The sequence below is a fragment of the Dyadobacter sp. SRI_021 genome, from assembly GCF_057586235.1.
Genome location: NZ_JBYCZM010000002.1, coordinates 622,637 through 647,257, shown reverse-complemented (window position 1 = coordinate 647,257; position 24,621 = coordinate 622,637). Strand labels below are relative to the sequence as shown.

Annotated in this window: 20 protein-coding genes; 14 read left to right on the top strand and 6 right to left on the bottom strand. The window is 49.5% G+C overall.

All coding sequences use genetic code 11. From position 1 onward, the window contains the following. Positions 1-82: 82 nt before the first annotated feature. Positions 83-1,747: a CTP synthase gene (gene pyrG / locus AC2YIT_RS08080; protein WP_430848211.1), complete on the bottom strand. Its 1,665-nt coding sequence runs from the start codon at positions 1,745-1,747 to the stop codon at positions 83-85. 383 nt (positions 1,748-2,130) lie between these two features. Between pyrG and AC2YIT_RS08075 the strand changes: the two genes are divergently transcribed. Further along, positions 2,131-3,030: a PIG-L deacetylase family protein gene (locus AC2YIT_RS08075; RefSeq protein WP_430848209.1), complete on the top strand. Its 900-nt coding sequence runs from the start codon at positions 2,131-2,133 to the stop codon at positions 3,028-3,030. A gap of 138 nt (positions 3,031-3,168) precedes the next feature. On the opposite strand, the gene nspC is transcribed toward AC2YIT_RS08075, so the two are convergent. Beyond that, positions 3,169-4,326 carry a carboxynorspermidine decarboxylase gene (gene nspC / locus AC2YIT_RS08070; protein WP_430848207.1) on the bottom strand — a complete coding sequence of 386 codons (1,158 nt, stop codon included), beginning with the start codon at positions 4,324-4,326 and terminating at the stop codon, positions 3,169-3,171. 123 nt (positions 4,327-4,449) lie between these two features. On the opposite strand from nspC, the gene AC2YIT_RS08065 reads away from it, so the two are divergent. The 8 genes from AC2YIT_RS08065 to AC2YIT_RS08030 all read left to right on the top strand — a co-directional run bounded on the left by AC2YIT_RS08065 (position 4,450) and on the right by AC2YIT_RS08030 (position 14,728). After that, entirely contained in the window at positions 4,450-5,037 is a 588-nt protein-coding gene (locus AC2YIT_RS08065) for a 3'-5' exonuclease (RefSeq protein WP_223408939.1), read from the top strand. Continuing rightward, positions 5,034-5,915, top strand: a complete 882-nt coding sequence (locus AC2YIT_RS08060; protein WP_487278849.1) for a bestrophin family protein — start codon at positions 5,034-5,036, stop codon at positions 5,913-5,915. The genes AC2YIT_RS08065 and AC2YIT_RS08060 overlap by 4 nt, the downstream gene beginning before the upstream one ends. Before the next feature lie 329 nt (positions 5,916-6,244). Beyond that, positions 6,245-6,658 (top strand): hypothetical protein, encoded by a 414-nt coding sequence (locus AC2YIT_RS08055; RefSeq protein ID WP_487278848.1) that lies wholly within the window; start codon positions 6,245-6,247, stop codon positions 6,656-6,658. Positions 6,659-6,977: 319 nt separating this feature from the next. Then, positions 6,978-7,379 carry a hypothetical protein gene (locus AC2YIT_RS08050; RefSeq protein WP_487278847.1) on the top strand — a complete coding sequence of 134 codons (402 nt, stop codon included), beginning with the start codon at positions 6,978-6,980 and terminating at the stop codon, positions 7,377-7,379. A gap of 167 nt (positions 7,380-7,546) precedes the next feature. After that, positions 7,547-8,458, top strand: coding sequence for a helix-turn-helix domain-containing protein (locus AC2YIT_RS08045; RefSeq protein ID WP_487278846.1), 912 nt, complete (start codon positions 7,547-7,549; stop codon positions 8,456-8,458). A gap of 196 nt (positions 8,459-8,654) precedes the next feature. Continuing rightward, positions 8,655-10,052 (top strand): TolC family protein, encoded by a 1,398-nt coding sequence (locus AC2YIT_RS08040; RefSeq protein ID WP_487278845.1) that lies wholly within the window; start codon positions 8,655-8,657, stop codon positions 10,050-10,052. A 254-nt stretch (positions 10,053-10,306) separates the two neighbouring features. Next, positions 10,307-13,567: an efflux RND transporter permease subunit gene (locus tag AC2YIT_RS08035; RefSeq protein WP_487278844.1), complete on the top strand. Its 3,261-nt coding sequence runs from the start codon at positions 10,307-10,309 to the stop codon at positions 13,565-13,567. Positions 13,568-13,591: 24 nt separating this feature from the next. Continuing rightward, complete coding sequence (locus AC2YIT_RS08030) at positions 13,592-14,728, top strand: efflux RND transporter periplasmic adaptor subunit (RefSeq protein WP_487278843.1); 1,137 nt, start codon at positions 13,592-13,594, stop codon at positions 14,726-14,728. A 5-nt stretch (positions 14,729-14,733) separates the two neighbouring features. Here the strand turns inward: AC2YIT_RS08030 and AC2YIT_RS08025 are convergent, their stop codons facing one another. From AC2YIT_RS08025 to AC2YIT_RS08015, 3 genes are all read right to left on the bottom strand, one after another. Then, positions 14,734-15,354: a DUF6134 family protein gene (locus tag AC2YIT_RS08025; protein WP_487278842.1), complete on the bottom strand. Its 621-nt coding sequence runs from the start codon at positions 15,352-15,354 to the stop codon at positions 14,734-14,736. Positions 15,355-15,542: 188 nt separating this feature from the next. Further along, positions 15,543-16,187: a hypothetical protein gene (locus AC2YIT_RS08020; protein ID WP_487278841.1), complete on the bottom strand. Its 645-nt coding sequence runs from the start codon at positions 16,185-16,187 to the stop codon at positions 15,543-15,545. A gap of 74 nt (positions 16,188-16,261) precedes the next feature. Next, positions 16,262-17,767: a serine hydrolase domain-containing protein gene (locus AC2YIT_RS08015; RefSeq protein WP_487278840.1), complete on the bottom strand. Its 1,506-nt coding sequence runs from the start codon at positions 17,765-17,767 to the stop codon at positions 16,262-16,264. A gap of 307 nt (positions 17,768-18,074) precedes the next feature. On the opposite strand from AC2YIT_RS08015, the gene AC2YIT_RS08010 reads away from it, so the two are divergent. Then, complete coding sequence (locus AC2YIT_RS08010) at positions 18,075-19,238, top strand: MFS transporter (protein ID WP_487278839.1); 1,164 nt, start codon at positions 18,075-18,077, stop codon at positions 19,236-19,238. A gap of 80 nt (positions 19,239-19,318) precedes the next feature. Beyond that, positions 19,319-20,323 carry an alpha/beta fold hydrolase gene (locus AC2YIT_RS08005; RefSeq protein WP_487278838.1) on the top strand — a complete coding sequence of 335 codons (1,005 nt, stop codon included), beginning with the start codon at positions 19,319-19,321 and terminating at the stop codon, positions 20,321-20,323. 354 nt (positions 20,324-20,677) lie between these two features. Here AC2YIT_RS08005 and AC2YIT_RS08000 read toward each other — a convergent pair whose 3' ends face one another. Then, complete coding sequence (locus AC2YIT_RS08000; protein WP_430848180.1) at positions 20,678-21,598, bottom strand: sugar phosphate isomerase/epimerase family protein; 921 nt, start codon at positions 21,596-21,598, stop codon at positions 20,678-20,680. A 191-nt stretch (positions 21,599-21,789) separates the two neighbouring features. Between AC2YIT_RS08000 and AC2YIT_RS07995 the strand changes: the two genes are divergently transcribed. Genes AC2YIT_RS07995 through AC2YIT_RS07985 form a run of 3 tightly spaced genes read left to right on the top strand, consistent with a single transcriptional unit; the run spans position 21,790 to position 24,587 of the window. Next, the gene (locus AC2YIT_RS07995) at positions 21,790-22,476 is read left to right on the top strand and encodes a hypothetical protein (protein ID WP_487278837.1); all 687 of its coding nucleotides are present in this window, start codon (positions 21,790-21,792) and stop codon (positions 22,474-22,476) included. A 20-nt stretch (positions 22,477-22,496) separates the two neighbouring features. Continuing rightward, a complete protein-coding gene (locus AC2YIT_RS07990; RefSeq protein WP_430848176.1) occupies positions 22,497-23,510 on the top strand; it encodes a hypothetical protein in 1,014 nt (337 codons plus the stop codon). A 51-nt stretch (positions 23,511-23,561) separates the two neighbouring features. Then, entirely contained in the window at positions 23,562-24,587 is a 1,026-nt protein-coding gene (locus AC2YIT_RS07985) for a Ppx/GppA phosphatase family protein (protein ID WP_430848174.1), read from the top strand. Positions 24,588-24,621: the final 34 nt, after the last annotated feature.

Genomic DNA, 24,621 nt, shown 5'->3' with positions numbered 1-24,621 from the left:
ACTTTAAATTGTTGAAATAACATACCGCTTGTAAGCCGGCAAAGGTAACAAGTTTTTTCGCTTAACAGGCCTTAAAATGTGATCAGTGGGAAACCGGTGTCAGAGCTCCTACCGATCTCTTCTGCGTTGAATACGCCAATGCAGCAGCCACGAAATTCACGAAGATCGGGTGCGGGTTCATCACCGTGCTTTTCAGCTCAGGGTGGAACTGTACACCTATATAGAATGGGTGTGAAGGCATTTCCACCATCTCAACCAGGTTATTATCGGGGTTAATACCGGTAGCCACCAGACCTTTTTCATCGAATTCTTTGAGATACTTGTTGTTGAACTCGTAGCGGTGACGGTGACGCTCGCTGATATTGGTCTTGCCGTAGATTTTGTGGGCCAGTGTGTCCTTTTTAATGCGGCATGGGTAAGCTCCCAAACGCATGGTACCTCCCTTATTCGAAACGTCCTTTTGATCCTTCATCAGGTGGATCACCGGATGAGAAGTGGTAGCATCCATTTCGACCGAATGTGCATTCTCCCAGCCGATCACGTTACGAGCATACTCGATCACGGCCATTTGCATACCTAGGCAAATTCCGAAGAAAGGAATGTTGTTCTCGCGAACATACTGGATCGCGGCGATCTTTCCTTCGATACCGCGCTCGCCGAAGCCCGGAGCAACCAGTACACCATCAAGGTCTTCCAGCTTTTCAACCGCATTCTCGGCCGTAAGGCTTTCAGAGTGGATCCATTCGATATTTACCTTACATTCGTTGGCTGCACCGGCATGAATAAACGACTCCACGATAGACTTGTAAGCGTCGTGCAGCTCCACATATTTACCTACCAAACCAATGCGAACTGAATCGATCGGATTTTTCAGGCGGGAAAGGAAGGTCTTCCACGATTCGAGGTCCACATCCTTATCATTATAAATGTCGAGCATATATAATGCACGCTGGTCGAGGCGCTCTTTGAGCATCAGCAAAGGCACGGCGTAAATGGTATCCGCGTCCATCGCCTCGATCACCGAGTTCACCTGTACGTTACAGAACAATGCGATTTTCTTGCGGATATCGTAAGGCAGCGGGTGCTCCGTACGGCACACGAGGATATCCGGCTGGATACCCGATTCCTGCAACATTCTTACCGAGTGCTGGGTCGGCTTGGTTTTCAGCTCACCCGCCGAGTTCAGGTAGGGGATCAATGTAAGGTGGATCACAAGCGTGTCTTGCTCATCCATTTCGAATTTCACCTGACGAACCGCTTCCAGGAACGGCAGGGACTCTATGTCACCCACACAGCCACCAATTTCCGTAATCACAATATCGTAATCGCCGGACTGGCCCAGCAACAGCATATTTCTTTTCAGCTCGTCGGTAATGTGCGGAACCACCTGTACGGTTTTTCCCAAAAAGTCGCCGCGACGCTCGGCGGTAATAACGTTGTGGTAGATACGCCCTGTGGTGACGTTGTTTGCCTGTGAAGTGCGAACGTTCAGGAAACGCTCATAATGCCCAAGGTCGAGATCGGTTTCGGCTCCATCGTCTGTTACGTAGCATTCACCGTGCTCGTAAGGGTTCATGGTTCCCGGATCGATGTTCAGATACGGGTCAAATTTCTGAATTGTGACCGAGAGGCCTCTCGCTTGTAGTAATTTAGCTAGTGATGAGGCAATAATTCCCTTGCCAAGTGAAGATGTAACACCGCCCGTAACGAAAATGTACTTAGCGGTCTTTCGTGCTTTGGAAGCCATAAGACTTTGCTGTTTTTCTATGATTACGGGATACAAAGATACAGGATTATTAGAAGAATCTAAGCGGGGCCTGTTTAAATATTTAGCTGGAAAACAGTAAGCGCCTGGCTGTCTGGTTGGTAATAAAATATAATTTTTTCCTGCCCCACGCACTGGAATCGCACTTTTCAGGTGAAAGCGCAGGACTCGACACCTTCATAAAATGGGTAAAATTCCATTTAAAAAAAGTGTATTGAAAATTTTATATTCTCCGACGTCGCGCTCCCACCGCACGCTTGTGGCCAATCCCTTTATACAACATATAAAATAAGGTTACCGGAGACCTTTCCAGAATTTAAATTTCTATTTTGCATTTATTCCAAACCTTTATCACCTCAATACAAATGATCAGAAAGTTACTGCTCCTTCCCGCATTGCTATTGTGCGGTGCCACTGCCTGGGCGCAAAACGCGGCCGATTCGAAGAAACCCCTTAACATTATCGTCTTCGGCGCCCACCCCGACGACTGTGACCTCGGCGCCGGCGGCATCGCCTCCATTTATTCGTCCATGGGCCATAAAGTGAAATTCGTTTCGCTCACCAATGGCGATAAGGGCCACCAGGATATCGGTGGCGGAGAATTGGCTAATCGCCGCTACAAAGAGGCCCAGGAAGCTGCGCGCCGCTGGGGAATCCAATACGACATTCTCGACAACCACGATGGCGAGTTGTTCCCCACTCTGGAAAACCGCCTGGCCGTGATCCGCAAAATCCGCGAATGGAATGCAGACGTTGTCATTGCACCGCGTACAAACGATTATCACCCCGATCACCGAAATACCGGCGTGGTGGTACAGGACGCTGCTTACCTGGTCATTGTGCCGAATATTTTAAGCAGCGTGCCTCCGCTCACCAAGAACCCGGTTTTCCTCTATTTCCGCGACCGTTTCCAACGACCGAACCCGTTCCGCCCGGATATTGCGATCGATATCACTGAAACCCTTGCTAAAAAAGTGGACGGGCTCGACGCGCACGTTTCCCAATTTTATGAGTGGCTTCCTTGGACAAATGGTGATCTTGCTAATGTTCCCAAAGATGTGGCCGAGCGTAAAAAGTGGCTCTTCACATCAATGGAAAAACGCTCATCCGTAACCCCGGAAATCAAGGCTTCGCTGGAAAAATGGTACGGTACAGAAAAGGCGGAGAAGGTGAAATATGTAGAGGTTTTTGAAATCACAGAGTACGGAAAGCAGCCCTCTGCTGAGGAGGTGAGAAGGCTCTTTCCAATGCTGCCGAAGAATTAATTTTGAATGACCGAATGATTGAATGACCGGATATTTTGAGAGAAACTATTCAGTCATTCGGTCATTCAATCATTAGTACATTTCCGCGAATCGCTTCAAGTCACAAGTAACCGATTTCCACAAATAAGTTTACTCTTACTACGATAACCTGTCTTTAAAACTCTCGTATCCATAAGAGCGTACAAGCTGAAATTTCTGGTCAGCTTTCCATATACCAATGGACGGCAAATTAACACCGTTAAATGTGGTCGTCTTTACCATGGTATAGTGGATCATGTCCTCAAATATGATTTTATCGCCAATTTCCAGCGGCTTGTCGAACGAGTAATCGCCCATATAGTCACCTGCGAGACAGGTCATTCCTCCCAGCCTGTAAGTCGGCTTTCCTGGTTCCGGATCCTGGTATGCACCGCGTATCGCAGGCTTGTAGGGCATCTCTAATGTGTCGGGCATGTGCGCCGCAAACGAGGTGTCGAGAATCGCTACGTCGATACCCTGGCTATCGAGCACATCAAGTACCGTTGTGTATAATACTCCTGTGCGCCAGGCGATGGCGGAGCCGGGTTCGAGGATCACTTCCAGATTGTACTTTTCTTTGATAGTACTAACTAATTTTATTAGCTTGCTAATATCATATCCTTCCCTCGTCATCAGGTGGCCGCCGCCCATATTGAGCCACTTCGCTTGATGTAGCAAATCGCTGAACCTTTCTTCCAATGCGGCGAGTGTGCGCTCCAGCGTGTCGCTGCCATTTTCGCAGAGCGTATGAAAGTGAATGCCGTCGATCCCTGCGGGAAGCTCGTCGGGCAGCTTGTCACGCGTAACGCCCAGACGCGAGCCCGGTACGCACGGGTTGTACATGTCCGTGGCTACCTCCGAGTATTGCGGGTTCACGCGGATGCCGCACGAGAGCGTCTTGCCGGGGTTAGCCTCTTTGTAAGCCTCCACCCTGCCCTGGAACCGCTCCCATTGGCTCAGGGAGTTGAAAGTAATGTGACTGCTGCGCTGCATGATCTCCTCAAACTCGCTGTCGAGGTACGCAGGCATGTACGTGTGCGACTGGTAGCCCATGAAATCGTTGATCAGCTTTACCTCGTTCAGCGAGCTGGCCGTAGCGCCTGAGAGATATTCCTTCACGATCGGGAAGGCACTGTACATCGAAAACCCTTTCAATGCGAGGATAATCTGGCATCCCGCCGCCTTCTGGACCGAGTCGATCAGTTCGAGGTTCTTACGTAGCAACTCCTCTTCCAAAACGAAACAGGGTGACGGAATTTCTTTAAAATCAATAGCCATTTGCTATAAATGAGTGTTGGTAGAATCTTCTTGCATGCAATGATTGCATAATTTTGTACACAAAACTATAAGTTTGAGTTTCCAAATCATGACCATTTTTCACACAGCCCCGCTGACCAGCCTATGTCCTTCCTTGTTTTAGATATTGAAATGACCGGGCCCGAGCCGGGTTGGAACGAGATTATCCAGATCGGTGCGGAGTTTTTTGACGACAACTGGCGGTCGCTCGGGACCTACCTGCAAAATGTGTATCCCGAGAATGAGGAAGCATTTTCGGTAAAATCGGAGGAAGTACACGGCCTGTCGCTCGACGACCTCGAAGATGCGCCGATGATCTACGACGTGCTCCCCGAATTCGAGAAATGGATCAAAAAACTGAACGTCGGCAAACCTAGCCTGGCCAATGTGGTTATTTGCGGCCAGAGCGTGATCAACGATATCAATTTCCTCCGCTTCGCCTACCGCAACGAAAAAATGAAATGGGGCTTCTCCAACAAGCAGCTCGATCTTCACACTGTTTCCTATTTATTTTTCCAGATCCTCGAAAAAAACGGCAAACAAGTGCCGCGCTCCCTAAGTCTCGGATCAGTGGCAAGCTATTTTGGGTTTGAGCGGGAGGAAGAGACGCACAATGCCTTGGAAGACGCCCGCCTTACCGCCAAATGCTTTAAAGAATTTTTCAAGCTCATCGACCACGTCAAGCTCATATGATCGATTACAATCCCAAAGAGTGGTTCCGTTACATTTTCTATTTCCAGAAGGCCGACACCGTGCGCAAACTCGCACCGATGATCCTGACCATGGCGGCCTATTCCAGCGTGGTCGCATACATTATTATAATACACTTCAAAATTACCGAGAACAACGACCTGAAAAACATCTCGCTGATGCACTCGCTCCTCGGTTTTGTGATTTCGATGCTGCTCGTGTTCCGTACCAACACCGCCTATGATCGCTGGTGGGAAGGGCGCAAGCAATGGGGATCGCTTGTGAACGGCAGCCGTAACCTCGCATTGAAACTGGCGGCGCTGATCGGCCCGGAGCATGCCGCAGAACGTGAGTTTTTTACAAAAATGATCCCGAACTACGCATTCGCATTGAAAAACCACCTGCGGAACACCTACATTTCCGAGGAGTTCGACGACTCGGCGCTTTATAAGAAATCGGCATTGATTACAACGGATCATGTTCCTAACCAGATCGCTGCTGCATTGTTTGCCAAAGTGATCGAACTGCAACGAAAAGGTGCATTGCTACCCGAGCATACCATCGTATTGAACCACGAGCTCGAAGGCTTTACGAATATCTGCGGCGCCTGCGAGCGGATCAAGAACACGCCTATCCCGCTGTCTTACAGCTCGTTTATCAAGAAATTCATTTTCATTTACTGCCTCACACTACCGATCGGGTACGTGTTCAGCCTGCATTTCCTGGTCATTCCGTTTGTAATGTTCGTGTTCTACATTCTCGCCAGCCTGGAAGTAATCGCCGAGGAAATCGAGGACCCGTTTGGCGAAGACAGCAACGACCTGCCCATGGAGCGCATTTGTAAGGGTATTCACACAACCACCCGTGCATTGCTCAAATAGCCCAAAATCCCGGAGTTATTAGAAAGGAATTAGAAACTGATTAAAATCTAAAATTTTTCCGGGATTTTCACAGGATCTCATTTTAAACTAATTTCTGCTCCTACCTCAATTTTTTAGCTCAAACCGGTTTTCCGCGAAACCTGATTCTCGCTCTTTCTTCATTTCCGCTTAACATTAGCGTGTATTAGCATCCCATTTCTGCAAAAACCTCAATTTTTTGAGTTATTAGAGCATTTGGCAATGCCTCTTTCTGTTGGTAATTTCAATTCAACCCCTCCCCGCCAGGGCGGTCCGGAAGGGGCGATTAATTAGAATAAACGATTACCAATATGAAAAAAGCCACATTTTTAATCGCCATATTATTTGTCGGATTGTTCGCCGTCGCAGCCCATGCGCAGTCGATTGTAGATCCGGGAATCTCCGTTTATAACTACAAGCATCCGAACAAAGCAGCACAAGCCAAGGCTGCCGGCAAGGATCAGAAAACGATACGTGTCGCGAACATGAGGACTGTCGAGCGCTTCGGCAAGTACCAGACGAAGTATGCCAGCACGACGCCCAAGTATGCGCCTCGCCCCGCCGCACTCGTAGTAACCCGCGAATACAAGCCGGAAGGAGTGGAAATCAACCCGCTCACCTCGCCTAGAAATTACAAAACCCCCAGTATCAGTGTAAGCAAGGATACGGCGCAAATGGCTGAATATTATAATACGCCGGATAAGGTTTATCCGACACAAGATTAACCATTGTATAATTACACAAAAACGCCGGCTTCCGTGAGGCCGGCGTTTTTTTATTCCAAAATCGATCCAACTAATTATTAAAAAGGTCAAATTAAGGCAATTAGGAATTTTTTAGGCTTTTTTTGTCTGTTTTAAACGAGCGATTTTTGCGCCTTCAAAAAACTAAATTCTTTCCGATCAGAATGCTAACACGCTGGAAAATAATTTTCTACATGGTTGAATTTTATAATTCAATGTTTGAAATGCATAGGTATTGTAAAAAAGCTTGCAGGTAATTTTGAAACAAGTCCTGATAACCTGTTTCTTAATTAACCTTCTAATGAATCCTAAACCACTCATTTTGGCCGCATTGCTCGCAAGTGTTGCGAGCCTGGGTAATGCGGCATCGTCGCAGCCCGTTCGCATCTCCGACCCCGGCATTTCTACCCACAATTACAAGCATCCCAACAAAGCGGCGGCGGCGCGTGAGGCCAGGCTGGTTGTCGAATCCTCCGCTCCGGCGCTTGCCGCGCGCTTTGCTACATTGCACGTCGGCCAACCCGAAAATGACCCTACGCCCAGGTACGCGCCCCGGGAAGTGCGGTTTGTCATCTTCACGCGCCAGCGTACCCAGCGAAACGCGCTCAACCCGCTCATCTCGACCCGCAACTACAAGACAGGCAATGGTGTGCATGCAATCAAGCCCGTTCCGGAAGAAGAATGGGTCTGTGGTACGATGTAATTATAACAAATGCTACCCATTGCCAGCCGGTGCCCCACGCACCGGCTTTTCCCGGTGAAAGTGGTTTAACCGGGAAAATTTATGACGATACCAAGCGTACCCCCTATTTAATTAATTTTTAACCGCCTGGCTTTGTAGCCAATATTTGAATTTCATAATTTCAGCTCATGATACCGAATGAGACCGTAGCGCATTTTTACCAGACGCATCCCGCTGCGAAAGGGCTAAAAGGTCCGGACAAAACGACCGGGGATGAAGGCCACTTCAATGTATTCTCCCGCGTATTCTGCAACAAATACACTTCCTACGCCCGAAGGGACTTTTACAAGATCTCGCTGATCCTCGGAAAGGGGAAGATTACCTACGGCAATCAGGTGATAGAGATCAACCGCAACGCGCTGGTTTTCTTCAACCGCAATGTACCCTATTCATGGCAGGCACTGTCGGAAGAGCAGTCGGGATACTTCTGCTTGTTTACCGACCAGTTTTTGAATACGATCAACCACTCGGCGACGATCTCCAACTGTCCTATCAAGCGCACCGACTGCATCCCGGTTTATTTTATCAATGAAGAACAGCAAGAATATCTGCTCAGCATTTTCGGAAAAATGCAGTCGGATATCGAATCGAACTACGTTCACAAATACGATCTCATGCGCAACTACGTGAATGTGCTCGCGCACGAGGCCATGAAAATGCAGCCTTCAGAGGTAAGCGATGTGCATGTGAATGGTTCAGCGAAGCTATCCTCGCAATTTCATGAATTACTCGAACGCCAGTTCCCGATTGAATCTCCCGAGCACAAGCTCAAACTGAAAACCGCCAAAGATTACGCCACCAGGCTCGGCGTACATGTGAACCATTTGAACCGGGCCCTGAAAGAAATTACCGGAAAAACTACCACCGAGCACATTATCGACCGTGTGCTGGCGCAGTCCAAGGTAATGCTCCGGCATTCCAACTGGAGCGTGGCTGAGATCGCATTCTGCCTCGGTTTCGAGTATCCTGCCTACTTCAATAATCTTTTCAAGAAACAAATAGGCACTACCCCCAAGTCCTACCGTGTTCACGAACGCTAGGGATGTTTGAATTTTATAAGATATTGTTTGAAAGTAATAAACATTGCCACAGGACGTCGGGTTACCTTTGCGAAGCAATCCGACGGGCCTGGCGGACCACCGCAATGGCGGACCACCGCAATGGCTGACCACCGCAGTGGCTGCCAATCTTTTGATCTCACACACTCGCCCCGGTTCAGTTGCCAAATAATTCTGAATGCAAATGACATCGAAGAAGTATTTTCCCTCCCTGTTTCTGACCCTCTCGCTGGTCGGGGCCGGTGAAAAATTGAGTGCCCAAACGCTTACATTACAACAGGCAGTAGAAACGGCAGTCTCCAACTACGGAAGCATTAAAGCCAAGAACAACTACCTCAGCGCCTCCAAAGCGACGGTTCTTCAAAGCAAGAAAGAATATCTCCCCAACCTCAACCTGTCGGCCCAGCAGGACTATGGTACGATCAACGGCCAGAATGGCCCGCTATACGGCCTCGGGCTTTCGGTGGCCTCTTCCGGCTTGCCGCTGCCCCACCAGAACTGGAATTCGGCATTCGGGGCGCTGTACCTGACGAATGTGAACTGGGATTTCTTCGCATTCGGCCGCGCCCGCGAGCGTATCAACGTGGCGGAGCAGGTCGTGAACCGCGACCAGGCCGATCTCGAACAGGAACAGTTCCAGCATAGTGTACGTGTAGCGGCGGCTTACCTCAACCTCCTTGCTGCACAGCGCCTGATCCGCTCCTGGGAAAACAACCTGGAACGCGCCAATGCATTGAAAACTGTCGTGGTTACCCGCGCTAAAAATGGACTCATCCCCGGCGTCGATTCGTCGCTCGCCAATGCAGAAGTATCCAATGCGAAGATCAGCATCACCCAGGCAAAGGATTTTGAGCAGGAACAGGCCAACAACCTGGCCAAACTGATGGGTGTTACCGAGCAGCGTTTCCAGCTCGACACCCTGTTGCTGACCCGCATTCCACGCACGATCGCCGATTCAGCCAGTAAGACCGAAAACCACCCCTTGCTGAAGTTCTACGCCAACCGCATTGCCGTCAGTGAGCAGCAGGCCAAATACTTCCAGACCCTCGGAATGCCGACATTCTCGCTGTTTGGGGTGTTTCAAGGACGCGGCGCGGGTTTCTCCTCGACCTACGCCCAGGACCAGACGGCCTATACCCATAATTACTTTGAAGGTATCAAGCCCGTCAGGGCCAACTACCTGCTCGGTATCGGCGCTACCTGGAACATGACCAGCGTTTTGCGCACCCGCCAGCAGGTAATGTCGCAGAAGTTTGTTTCCAATGCATTGAAAGAAGAATACAACCTGGCCGATCAGCAGCTGAAAAACCAGCTCATTCTTTCGGAAACGAAGATCAGTAATGCGATCGCCAATTACCGTGAGGCTCCCGTGCAGGTACAATCGGCTTCCGACGCCTATTTGCAAAAGAGCGTTTTGTACAAAAACGGCCTGAGCAATATCGTGGACATGACGCAGGCGCTCTACGTACTCAACCGCGCCGAAACCAGCCGCGACATCGCCGCGACGAACATCTGGCAGGCGGTACTGCTCAAAGCGGCGGCAAGTGGCGATATCGGCATCTTTCTGAATCAGTAACCTTTATGGGGTTGGAAATGGTCGGGGGTGGTCATTTATAGTCAGGTATTGTCAAGGGTAGTCAGCTGTGGTCAGGTATTGTCATGAATGGTCAGGAGTTGGCATTGGTAATGGCATGTGTATGAACGATTTTTCTTTTCTCTCATTATTACGTCCTGCCATTGACAACACCGGACTACAAATGACCACACCTGACAACAAATGACAAAAATCGCGCAACGATACAGTACCGTAACATCTTACATTTCAGTAACATGGATTTAATACGTTTTGCATTACGTAAACCTATCACCATCATGGTGATAGTAGCCGGTTTATTCTTTTTCGGGATCGATGCCGTACGGAAGATCAAGGTCGATATTTTCCCGAAACTCGATTTGCCGGTGATGTACATTGCCCACCCGTTCGGGGGCTACACGCCCGATCAGATGGAAACTTTCTTCGCCAAGCAATATATCAACATTCTCCTCTATGTAAACGGTATCAAAAGCATTGAAACGAAGAACATCCAGGGCCTTACCCTGATGAAGGTGAATTTCTACCCTGGTACCAATATGGCACAGGCTTCCGCGGAGCTGAGTGCATTCACCAACCGCGCGCAGGCCATTTTCCCGCCGGGTTCCAACCCGCCGTTCATTATACGCTTCGATGCGTCGACATTACCGGTGGGCCAGCTCGTGCTGAGCTCCGAAAAACGCAGCAACAACGAACTGCTCGACCTCGCGAACGTGTATGTGCGCTCGACATTTACCTCCATTCCCGGTTTGGTTTCGGCGCCTCCGTTTGGGGGTAACATCCGTACGGTCGTGATCAAGGCCGATCCCGAGTTGCTGCGTGCGCATAACCTCACGCCCGACCAACTGGTGGAAGCCTTGCGCGTGAACAATCAGACCGCGCCTTCGGGTAACGTGCGCATTGGTGATAAAAACTACATTACTCCTACCAACACGACCATTCATACGGTGAAGGAATTTGAAGACATTCCGCTTTTTAAAGGCGGTGTGCAGAACCTCTACCTGCGGGATGTGGCGACGGTGGAAGACGGGGCCGATATCACCTCCGGCTATGGACTTGTGAACGGCAAGCGCTCGGTGTACCTGAGTATCGCCAAAAGCGCCGACGCCTCCACCTGGGAGGTGGTTCAAAACCTTAAAAAGGCTATTCCGCGCATTCAAAGTACCTTGCCTGAAGATGTGAAGGTAAGCTATGAATTCGATCAGTCGACTTATGTAATGAACTCGGTGAAGAGCTTGCTCACTGAAGGCGCGATAGGTGCCATCCTGACGGGCCTTATGGTATTGCTCTTCCTCGGCGACCCACGGGGTGCATTGATCGTGATTCTAACCATCCCGACGTCCATTATCGCCGGCGTTTTGTTCCTTAACCTGTTCGGGCAGACGATCAATATCATGACATTGAGCGGGTTGGCGCTCGCGATCGGTATCCTGGTAGACGAGAGTACGGTGACGATCGAGAACATTCACCAGCATTTTGACATGGGTAAACCCAAAGCGCTCGCCATTTGGGATGCCTGTAAGGAAATCGCGTTTCCCAAATTGCTGATCCTCTTCTGTATCCTGGCCGTATTTGCACCTGCATTCACGATGGGGGGCATTCCGGGATCGCTGTTCCTGCCGCTGGCATTGGCGATCGGTTTCAGTATGATCGTTTCATACTTCCTCGCGCAGACATTTGTGCCGGTTATGGCCAACTGGATCATGAAAGTGAAGCACCACAAAAAGGCCGACGGTTCCGAAATGACCGACGCCGAAGAGTTCGCCGCATCGGGTCTCAGCAAAGATCCCGACGCGCAGAAAGAAGCATTGATCCACCGCGCGGATTTCGACCAGAATGGAAAAATCAGCGCATTCGAACGCATTCGGGCAAGGTTTATGCGGTTCATCAACCGGGTAATGCCTCTCCGGAAGCCGATCGTTGTGGCATACCTGATCATTACCACCGTACTCGCCGGATTTCTACTAAGCCATATTGGAAAAGATGTTTTGCCCAAAGTGAATGGCAGCCAGTTCCAGGTGCGCCTGCGTGCGCCGGAAGGTACGCGTATCGAGCGCACAGAGGAGAAAACGCTGAAAACGATCGATATTATCAAGAAAATCGTGGGGCCTCAGAATGTATCGGTTACATCGGCATATGTAGGCCAGCACCCTGCATTGTTTTCGGTAAACCCTATTTACCTTTTTATGGCTGGTCCGCAGGAAGCGGTTTTGCAGGTGGGCTTGCACGAAGAGTTCCACACGAACCTGGATGAATTGAAAGAAAAGATCCGGCGCGAGGTAAAACAGGCGATCCCGGACTTGACTATGTCTTTTGAACCCATTGAATTGACGGACAAGATCCTCAGCCAGGGTTCCCCTACGCCGATCGAGGTGCGAATGTCGGGGCGAAGCAAAAAGCTGAACGAAGAATATGCACAAAAGGTAATCGCGAAATTGAAGGAAATCAGCTATTTGCGGGATATTCAATTGGGACAATCCAATAAATACCCGGCCATTAAAATTGAAGTCGACCGGATGCGGGCCGCGCAACTGGGTGTGGATATGAATGATGTTTCGAGGTCACTGATCGCGTCAACATCTTCTTCCCGCTATACCGACAAAAATATCTGGGTGGATGAAAAAGGTGGATTCAGCTACTCGGTGCAGGTACAAGTCCCGGAAAGTAAAATGAACAGCGTACAGGAAATGAGGGAAATCCCGCTGCTCCGAAACGCCAACCGCCCTGTACTCGGCGATATTGCCACCATTACGCCTGATACCACCTATGGCGAGAATGACAACCTCGGCGCCATGCCGGTATTGTCAGTAACCGCGAATTTGAACAACACAGACCTGGGCGTCGCGCAAGCAGACGTGAGAAAAGCCCTGGCATCGCTTGGCGAACTGCCACGCGGACTCACCGTAGAGCTGGTTGGTTTGAGTCAGACATTGACCGATACGCTGGACAGCCTTCAAAACGGCCTTGTGGTAGCCATTGTGGTGATATTTCTGATGTTGGCGGCTAACTTCCAGTCGTTCAAGGTTTCGGCGATCGTACTGGCGACGGTACCAGCGGTAATTCTCGGCTCGCTGGCATTATTGATGGTAACCGGCTCTACATTGAACCTTCAAAGCTATATGGGCATTATCATGTCCGTGGGGGTATCAATTTCGAATGCCGTGCTTTTGATTACCAACGCCGAACAGCTGCGCAAGCACAGCGGCAATGCCATTGAAGCCGCCAAAGAATCGGCCGGCCTCCGCCTCCGCCCTATCGTAATGACGGCCGTGGCGATGGTGGTAGGGATGATCCCGATGGCAAGCGGGCTTGGCGAAGCAGGTGACCAGTCGTCGCCGTTGGGCCGGGCAGTAATCGGCGGGCTTATCGCATCCACATTTGCCGCATTGTTCATTCTCCCGCTCGTATTCGCGTGGGGACAGGGCAAAGCATCGACGCAAAGTGTTTCCCTCGATCCGGAGGATGAAGAAAGCAAGTATTATGTTCCAATGACCCGTTAATCACAACATCGAACCTATCCGACTATGAGACATATTCATCAAATCGCCATGACCGTACTCGTTGCAGGCGCAGCGACGGTCCTGCAAAGCTGCGGTTCGTCACGGGCCGAAGAAGAAGAGGGCAAAAAAGCAGCGGCAGAAGCAAGTGCGAGCACCGCTATGGTGGACGCATTCCCGCTTAAAAAAGAGCAATTGGTGTCGAATATCCAGATCCCCGGCGAGCTGATCGCCTTTCAGCAAGTGGATATTTATGCCAAAGTGAGCAGTTTTGTCAAAAAGCTCCACGTAGATGTGGGTAGCGAAGTGCGCGAAGGCCAGCTTTTGGCGACTATGGAAGCGCCTGAGCTTACGTCACAGCTCATCACGAGCGAATCGCGCCTGAAATCGTTCGAAGCCATTTACCAGGCCAGCAAAGCCAATTACGAACGTCTGCTCGAAACCAGCAAAACGCCCGGTACCGTTTCCCAGAACGACCTGGATGTGGCGCTCGCGAAACAACGTTCCGATCTCGCCCAGCTCGACGCAGCACGCTCTGCGAGCCGCGAGATCACCGATACCCGCAATTACCTTGAAATACGGGCTCCGTTCAGCGGCATTATCTCCGCGCGTAATGTGAGTACGGGTGCGTACGTGGGACCGTCAGGCAAAGGTTCGGAATTCCCGCTTTTTACCTTGGTAGAACAGCGTAAACTGCGTCTGGTGGTGAGCGTGCCGGAGCAATATACCAGCTATCTCAAAAACCAAAGCCAGGTTACTTTCAAAGTGAAGTCGCTTCCCAACCAGCAATTCCCTGCCAAAGTCACCCGCCTCGCTGGTGCGCTGGATGCACGTTTACGCTCGCAGCGCACGGAAATGGATGTAATTAACAGTGATAGAAAACTTTTACCCGGTATGATTGCCGAAGTTTCCATTCCATTATCGGGTGATGCAAGCACTTTTGCCGTTCCCCGAACGGCCGTGCTGAATTCTACGCAAGGCACTTATGTGATTAAGGTCGTGGATAACCGGGCGGTGTGGGTGCCGGTGAAAACAGGTAGCAGCAGTACCGAAAAAACCGAAATTTTCGGCGATGTCAAAGAGGGTGACGTACTAGTCAAGGTGGCCAATGAAGAAATCCGCGACAATTCGGACCTGAAAAATGTCAAGCAAACAGCCATTTAGGTCCGTTAGCGAAGGGCGGTTTTGCCCTCATTCAATACAATTCTTAGTTTAAAACCTGCAAGATCGGTCTTTACCTCACGGCAAAGGCCGTTTTTGTAGGAATACACCCCTTCCTTGCCGTCCGGCAGCGTTACACCATATTTGCCCTCAGAAAGCTTCCGGATGTTGCACATCTTGCCGTACCGTTCGGAATAGACCTCTGTAATGTTGATGGGCTCCTTATAATACAGGCTGGTAATCGTGCTGCTGATCGGTTTATTCACCGTCACATTAGGCTTGTCGCTCACGTCCTCTCCCGAGAACAGCACTTCGTAAAACGATTTGGAACTGGTTTTGGTGAGCGTTTTCTCTTTGAGATCACCGTTGACGTGGTGCGCACAGGTAGCCGAGACGAGTTTTCCCTGCACATAATTAGTCTGGGTCGAATACGACCCTTTGTAGAACATTACTTTGAAATCCGATTCGATCCGGTGCGTTTCCGTATTGTCCGAACCTTTTTCATCGAATACCTTCAATGACCCGATCGTGCGGCCCGCTACGATCACATCGTAGACATTTTGTGCGCTGGCGGCAGAAACAGCGAGCATTAACCACCCGATCATTACAAATCCCAATACACGCATCATCCCTCTTGTTTTGGTTTCTAATCGTGTGCAATCACCTAATAACTCCATTATTTCTGTTCCTATTGTCCTTGAACAAAGATTATCAAGCCATTAACTTACTTGAATGCGCGGAAAGGTGGCGACCATTCAGGAAAAAAGGGGATTAAATGCCACACCGGTCAGCGAATGGCATTTGATCCCCAGCGAGCTTAAAACCGGCCGAATTTCAAAGTCAGGTTGTAAGAAATATTACTCAAATCACTGTCGGTAAGACCATTGCCTTCTGCATTAAATGCTTTACGGTACGATACGCCCGGGCTGAAACGCATCCATTTCAACAGATTAAACTCTACCTGCACGCCCGGCTCCATCACAAAGAAGCATTTCGCATCGTCATTGTCGCGGCGGTCGTCCCAATCGTCCCAGTCCCAATCATCGAAATCGCGGCGGTCGTATTGCAGCGTGAAACCGGCACCTGTCAGCAAATTGGCCGTGACATGCACCCTGCGCGTCGACGCGAACACGTACTCAGTCATCAACCCGAACTGGCCATATTGATAAGTCATCTTCCGAGCCGGGAAATTTTGTTCCAAAGCCGGCACCGGAATGTAGTTGGTGGTAGCAGCTGCTCCTAAGCCGAGCAAAAAACGTTGGTTGATGAACCAGCCGCCGTACAGCTCAGCCATATTCGCGTAATCGCCATTGATTTTCGTGAATTTATTGGAAATCGCCGCATAACCGCCGGAACGATAGATCCCCCGGCTTTGAAAAAGCGTTTGGTTCTCCTGCGCGAAGGTGCTGGCAGTGGCACCGAAGCCAAGAATGAAGATGAGTGATAAAAGAGTCCTTTTCATAATCGCTAAGTTGTTTCTTTCGAGACAACCGGCCCCCTGTATCCCCCTATGCCCTCTTTATTTTTTTCAAAACATTATTTCGCTGCCGAGAAATCGAGCTGCTGGATCAACGCGGGGTTTTCGGGCGAGAGCGTAAAATACACGCGGATATTGCCTGATGTGCATTTCAATGTAAATGTCCCTCTCAGCTGATTTTCAGCCACCATTTCCGAAGCACTGACAATGGTACCTACTTTGGCAAGCAATACGTCCAGCTCCTTCCGACGATGGGATACGGAGCGGTCGGGAAAGAAATTTTCCGCGAAAATGCCGCTTTGCTCCGCATTCTGCCAGGTTGGAAGCAATTTTACGAGCTGGTCTTTGCGTTGTTTCAAAATATTCGAAACGGCGACGGGCAGCGGTTTCAATCCCGCTAATGCAATGACCGTGTCGAGCACAGCGGTATTGATCGTAGCCATGCCCGCATACGTACGGTTCGCATGCGCGATGATGCCAATGCCATATTCCGGCAAAATTTGCCACTGGCTCCCGAAACCCGGCAGACCACCGGTGTGACCGATTCCCGTTCTACCCTCGCAGTCCTTACTCCACCGTAAGCCATACCCATAAGCCGAAACCATCGCGCAAGCGCGCCCGCTCGGGTACTTGTACGAGGCATTCAGGCTATTGAAGTTCCAGGGCATTTGCATTTCCCGTACATCGCTGCGCATTACCGGCCCGGTTTCGGCACCAGAGGATGGCGGCCAGGCCGATAAATGGAATGCTACATATTTACTGAAATCATCAATAGAGGTAATCAGACCGCCCATTGCGCCGTAGGTACCATCGTGTTCGAGTTCTTCTTCCTTCCACACATCGTCCTCATAACGGTAGCCGTGTGCCAGCAGATTTTTCGGCGCCTTGGTATATTCCCAAATGGTATTGTCCATACCCAGCGGTTTGAAAATCACTTCATTAATATACTGCTGATAAGGTTTGCCGGCCACGTTGCTGATGATCTTGCCCAGCATTGCAAAGCCCAGATTACTGTATTCATAAGTCACACCGGGCACATTGGAGAAGGAAATGCCTTTGGAGATCAATGCGATCAGTTCTTCATCCTTCGTATCGAGCTGACGGTCGCCCCAGGGATTGTCCTCCGGAAAGCCGGCCATGTGCGTGAGCAAATGCCGGATGGTAATCGCCGGGGCATCTTTGGTGAGTGGCGGCATGTTTTTCAATTCCGGAATATAAAGGTATGCCGGGTCATCGAGTTTCAATTTCCCTTCCTTGCGGAGCGCCAGAATGCCCATTGCCGTCACACTCTTGGACATAGAAGCGATGCGAAAAAGCGACTTCGGGCTCGCTTTCGTCGAGGTGGCAATCTCGGAAAAGCCACTTGCCCCTGACAACACTAGTTTGCCGTCCACTACCAACCCGAATGCCAGCCCGGGGAAATGATTTTTCTCCGCATAATCATGATAGAGCTTCTCAATGACGGGAAGTGTCGCCCTGATTTTATCGAGCCGCTCGGGGGAGGCCGTTTGCGACCAGGTTTGTAATGCAGCTAAACTAAGGAGTGAAGTAAAAATGATGCGCATCAGGCAGTAAAAGGTTGGTTAGGTGATTGGGTGAAGTTAAAAAACAGTCACCGTTTTGCCTACTATTTTGATTACAACGCTCTCTTCTCGTACCGTTAAATCATTAAAATGCAACAATTCTTGATTTTGTACAACACATACTTTTTAATTTAATTTAAAAAATCCAATTTCCATGAATCAAATAACCGCCAGATGCGTTAAATTTGCATTACTGAAAGGCTATAACTGTACATAATACAATTTTTGAGGCGCCAACCCTGAATCGAAAAAATTAAAAAAATTATATAAAGATATTAACATCACACTCATGAATTATTCAATTTTCGCTCCTTCCGATTCCCGACGATATTTAAGATGGGCTGTCGCGGCCTTTTTCTTCGTCCAAGGACTCAGCTTCGCCGCCTGGGCAAGCCGGATCCCGGACATTAAAAACATGCTCCACCTCACAGAAGGTGGTCTCGGAACCGTGCTGCTAGCCCTTCCATTGGGCTTAATGGCAAGCCTTCCGATCTCCGGCTGGATGGTAACCCACTACGGAAGCAAAAAAATGGTGCTGATCGGCGCCATCCTGTACGCGATCACACTGACATTCATTGGTTTTGTAACCCGCACCGAGCAGCTCGTCATCGCATTGTTTGCATTCGGATTGTGGGGTAACCTGACGAACATTGCCGTAAATACCCAGGCAGTGGCTGTGGAACAGGTTTACGGCAAATCCATTATGGCGTCTTTTCACGGTTTATGGAGCCTTGCGGGCTTCGTGAGCGCGATGATCGGATCACTCTTCATTTCGGTACACATCCCTCCTCATATCCACTTCATTGTCATCGCTTTGATCGCGTTTGCCGTCATTTTCACGGCCTATAAGCACACAATGCCCGACACTGAAAAAGAAGCAGGCGAAGAGCAGCCCATGTTTGTAAAGCCCGACCGCGACCTTTTGATCCTCGGTCTGATCGGCTTCTGTGCGATGGTCTGCGAAGGCGCCATGTTCGATTGGAGCGGCGTTTACTTCCAGGAAGCGGTTCACGTGCCTGCTTCGATGACTACTCTTGGTTATGTAGCGTTTATGGGAACTATGACAGGCGGTCGCTTCGCAGGTGACTGGCTGGCCAACCGCCTCGGACGTCGTAAAATGCTGCAATTGAGCGGTACGTTAATGGGTACTGGTCTTGCCATTGCCGTAGCATTCCCACACCTCATAACCGCTACATTGGGTTTCCTCCTGGTTGGTTTCGGTGTATCATCGGTTGTTCCGTTGGTTTACAGCGCTACCGGACGCTCGAAAACCATGTCGGCGGGAATGGCGCTTGCGGCGGTTTCGTCCATCAGCTTCATCGGCTTCCTGATCGGCCCGCCGTTGATCGGTATCGTGGCCCAGTTTGCCAACCTGCGCTGGTCTTTCGCGATCGTAGGCGTGCTAGCCACGCTGACGGCCTATTTGTCGACCAAAGCCCGTCTCATCGAATAATACGTTCTGGCACATATTTTTCATTGCGAAAGAGGATAGCGGTCACGTTATCCTCTTTTCGTTTTTAAGGCGCAAAACCTATGAAAAAACTCAGCCTGGGCATTGGTCTGCTATTCCTCTCGGTTACGGCCGTACAAGCGCAAAACGACTCGCTTCGGCCGCTGGATATGAACCTGGAAGCGTATACCTACCCTTTTCAGGTCGATTACCTGGAATTTGAATCGCAGGGTGAAAAGCTTCGCATGGCTTACATGGATGTACGTCCCGCGCGGGCGAACGGGCGGACGGTCATGCTCCTGCATGGAAAGAATTTCAACGGCGCCTACTGGGAAGAAACGGCCAAAGCGCTTACCGCAAAGGGATTTCGGGTGATTATCCCCGATCAGATCGGCTTTGGGAAGTCGACAAAGCCGCTGCATTACCAGTATTCATTTCATGACCTCGCGGCTAATACTAAAAAGGTCCTCGACAAGCTAGGCATTGGCAAAATAGCTCTTTTAGGGCATTCGATGGGTGGAATGCTGGCAACCCGTTTCACACTGATGTACCCGGAAAAGGTGGAAAAACTGATCCTGGAAAATCCGATAGGCCTTGAAGATTACAAGGTGAAGGTGCCATTTCAGCCCGTCGATAAATGGTATATGAGTGAGCTAAAAAGCGATTTCAATTCCATTAAGAACTACCAGCTCAACAGCTATTATGACGGCAAATGGAAGGATGCTTATACCAAATGGGTGAACCTGCTGGCCGGCTGGACGCTCGGAAAAGATTATCCCAGAGTAGCCTGGAACAGCGCATTGACGTACGATATGATCTACACCCAGCCTGTCTGCTACGAATTCGGGCAGATCAAGGCCCCTACGCTGCTCATCATCGGCCAGCGCGACCGAAGCGCCGTAGGTAAGAACCTGGCGCCCGAGGATGTGCGAAAAACGCTCGGAAATTATCCCGAACTCGGTAGACGAACTAAGGCAAAGATTCCTAATAGTGAGCTGGTAGAACTCGATAATATTGGACATTTACCGCATATCGAGGATTTCAACAGGTTTATTATGCCGCTGATACGGTTTCTGGAAAAGCGTTAACGAATGTTTATATTTGTAAATAATATTAAATTTATAAATATAAACCATATTTAAAGTATAAATGCCGCACAGATCGTTAACCGTGCGGCATTTGCGCCAACTTTGTCGTTACACACCTAACGGCATTTTCTACACCCATTAATTGTCATCGATACTACCAATATGACATCGCTACGCGATTAAGCTCTTCTACAACCCAGTGCCGTCAGGCACGTAACATGGATAGGAGCATCGGCAATTACTTAACTTTTAAATGCCGTCAAGCATGTAACGACAAAGCATTGGCAGTGACTCTCCTCAGGCATGCGGGCTTTCTCTACTGGGTGTTCCAATTAGAGAACCAAATCAATCCTATCATCCCAAAAACTGGCTTACATAGTTGCGGCTGGTGAGAATGGCGCTCTTCACATCCGTGATATTGCCTTCATAGGCCTTATCTTCTACTTCTATCACAACGGGGCCGCGATAGCGCACATCTGTCAATGCGGCAAAGAAACCGCGCCAGTTAACATCACCGAGCCCCGGAAGTTTCGGTGAATGATACTCCAACGGATTAGCCAGTATGCCGACATTATTCAATTTATTTTTATAAACTTTCGCATCCTTCAAATGAACGTGATGTAAGCGTGATTTATAATTATAAATCGGCAATAATTCATCCATCATCTGCCAGATCATATGCGAAGGATCATAGTTCAGGCCGAACAATGGATCGGGAATAATTTCGAACATCCGATCCCATACGGCCGGGCTGATTGCAAGATTTTTCCCTCCCGGCCATTCATCGTCGGTGAAGAACATGGGACAGTTCTCGATGCCTATTTTCACATTGTTTTCCTCTGCAACCTTCACAATCGCAGGCCATACATCGGCGAAACGGGCCAGGTTATCTTTAATGCTTTTGGAAGGATCACGGCCGATGAAGGTGGTAACGACCGGAATATCGAGTTTAGCTGCTCCGCGAATTACCTGCTTGATATGTTCTATATAGTATTCAGAGCGGTTCGGATCGGGATCGAGCGGGTTGGGATAATAACCCAGTGCCGAAATGAAGATCCCCGCTTCTTTCAGGTTATGTTTGATGGACGACACCTTCCGGTCGGTGAGGTCGTTGACATCAATGTGGGTCACGCCCGCGTACCGGCGGCTGTCGGCATTGTCAGCCGGCCAGCACATCACTTCTACACACGAAAAGCCATTATTTCCAGCAAATTGAACGACGTGTTCAAAGCCGAAATCGGCCAGGATTGCACTGTTAAAACCTAATTTGAGCATAAGGACTTAGTTTTTTGGCAAACATCATCAAAAAACGAGCGGGTTTCAAGGATTACCGGAAATTCCCATCCAAAATTTCCGAGGCTTCATCAACGCAGGATACCACTGGTAAATATCGCCCCCTATGAAATCCTGCGAATTTTAGTAATATTGATCCGACAAAAACAATGAACCTTAACGCTTTATCACTTATGGCAGACTCTGAACCGGGTATTGGTAAAAAGATACTCAGCTTTTTCATCAAGGACGCCGACGAAACCGCGTCAGGAACGCAAGTTCCAAGGCCAGCAGCGGCTCCCATCCCCGAACCTTCCAAGCCTGCGCCTGCAACGGTTACCAACGCGGCAGGAACCGGCCAGATTGACAAGAAGTTTACAGAGCATTTCGTCAATCTCCTCGAAAAAGCCAACCTGCCCGGCCCCGACTATTTCGAATACAAACAGGCCCTTCAAAGTATGGAAGGGCTCGGTTTGGGCGAAGAAAAGCAGTTTCAGGCTGCCTGGGCGAGCTTCAAGGCCATGGGTGGCGCCAAGGATACGACTGTTCTCAAAACTTCTGCCGATCAATATCTCACCATCCTTGTCAAAGACCGTGAGTCGTTCCTGAAAGACGTCGAAAAGGCCATCAAGGAACGTGTAGGCGCATTGCAGGACGAGCAGCAGAAACTGGAACAAACGAATGCGGCTTATGCGCAACAAATCATTGATTTACAGAAGAAAATAGATGAAAATAAAAACCGTCTGGGCCAGATTTCGGGCGAAGTTGCGGAGCAGACGGCTAAAATCAATTCCAATAAGGACAGCTTCGAAGTCACTTATGTAAGTTTTGTAGACCAGATCCAGTCGGACCTGGTGAAAATCAACCAATATCTTCAATAAAACCTGACAACTAAATCACAATGGCAACACCAGATTTCACCCAGATCGGCGGCTCTCAGGAGGATCACTCCAAGAAGTCCTATTGGAGCCGACCGGAAGGTATTACTTCCCTCCTTTTCCTGGGAGGTGTAGGCGCCGTGGTACTCTATTTCTGGAACAAAATCGCGGCTTTCCTAATCGAAGTAACCCAAAACACCCTGTATCTCGGTTTCCTGATGGCCATTCTGGCGCTCGTGATCTTCCTGCTGACGAGCAAAGACGTGCGAACGGCCGCGTTCTTCCTGTTCAAATCGCTGATGCGGAGCATTACCGGTCTCATTATCAAGCTGGACCCGATTGCGATCATGAAGATTTACGTCGACGACCTGAAAGAAAAGCGCGAGAAGATGCAGGGGCAGATCAACACGCTGGCCGGCCAGTTGGTGAAGCTGAACAAGAATATCAATGAAAATAACGAGCGCATCAAACAGAAATTCGCCGAAGCCAACAAGGCGAGCACCATGCTAGACCGCCCGGGCATGAAGGAAACCGCCTCTCTCGCGACCATTGAAGGCGCCGGCTTACAGGAAATGAATGAGAAGCTTCTTCCCTTGCAGCGAAACATGAAGACTGTGCTCGAATTTATGGAAAAGGTAAACAAGAGTGCAGATTACATTATTAAAGAGACGGAGATCAAAGTTAAACTCAAAGAGGCCGAGTATAGAATTGTAAAGGAAAGCTCCAATGCATTGCGTACAGCTATCAGCATTTTCAAGGGTAATCCTGATAAAAAGTTCTACTTCGATGAATCGATGGAATACATCCAAGACGATATGAGCCAGAAACTGGGTGAGATGAAACGTGCGATGGATTTGTCACTGGATTTTATCAATGGCGTGGATGTGCAGAATGGCTTGCTCTCGGACAAAGGCCAGGCCATGCTGGAAGCTTACAATTCGGGCCAGTTCAAGTTGATCCAGTTAGATTCGCCGGCACCTGCTACCCGCTCGATAGATACGCCGAAAGATTCGAGCTACAAAGGCTTACTGGATTGATAATTCTTCATTTATTCGCTTCATATTTCTCATTTTACACATCATAACTACATGAAAAGACTAACAGTTGCCGGCCGGTTGATCATCACCGCGCTCATTTTGGGGGCCATTTTCGTCGGGTATAAGTACCTGGGCGGGCAGAAAGCCCTGAACCAAATGGCAGAAGATCAGGCGCAAAGCCCTCAGACAGAAGCCACCACCGGCGAAGCCGAAAGCACTGCGTCGGATCCCGGCACTTCATCGAACAGCGAAGCCACCGCCTCGGGCGAGAGCACAACATTCACTTACACGCCCCCGGTGCCTGTAGACGGAAAACTCCGGGGCGTCGTCGAGCTTGGTGCGAGCGGCTTTAACTCATTTATCATTACGGTTGATAAGGAAAAACGCTGGAAACTCGAAAAATCGGAATTTGGTAACAGCCTCGTAACCGAGAATATGGCAACCGACGAGGATGTACGCATTGGCCTGAAAAAGTATATCGGAACCATGCTGGACTACGGAGTAGGCAGCAAAGACATTCATTTCGTGGTGAGTTCGGGTGCGGCGAAAGCGGAGGTAACTACCAAAATTACCCGGGTTTTGAAGTCGCTTGGCTACGTTGTAAACCAGGTTACTCCGGAACAGGAAGGTCAGCTGGCGCTCAAATCCGTGTTGCCCGCCGAATACGCAGACAAGGCATTTGTCGTGGATATTGGCTCGGGTAACACTAAGATTTCCTGGATCAGCGGTGGTAAAATCTCTGCATTGGAATCTTACGGAGCAAAATATTTCCAGGACGGAACCGACGACTCAAAAGTATACCAGGAAGTGAGCGCCAAAGCGAAACAAGTGCCTGCTAATCTGCGGAATACCTGTTTCATTATAGGCGGGGTTCCTTTCGAAATGGCCAAAGAAGTTCGTAAAGGCAAGGAACGCTACACTACATTGAGCGCTCCACTGGCTTACACCAAACTGACCAACGCCAAGTCCAAAGCGGGAGTTAACATTTATAAAGCCGTAACCGATGCCACCGGCTGCCAGCAATTCGTTTTTGACTGGGATGCTAATTTTACGATCGGGTTTTTGCTGGGGTTGTGATCTGGGATAAATAGAAAGTTGTCAGTCTGAGCGG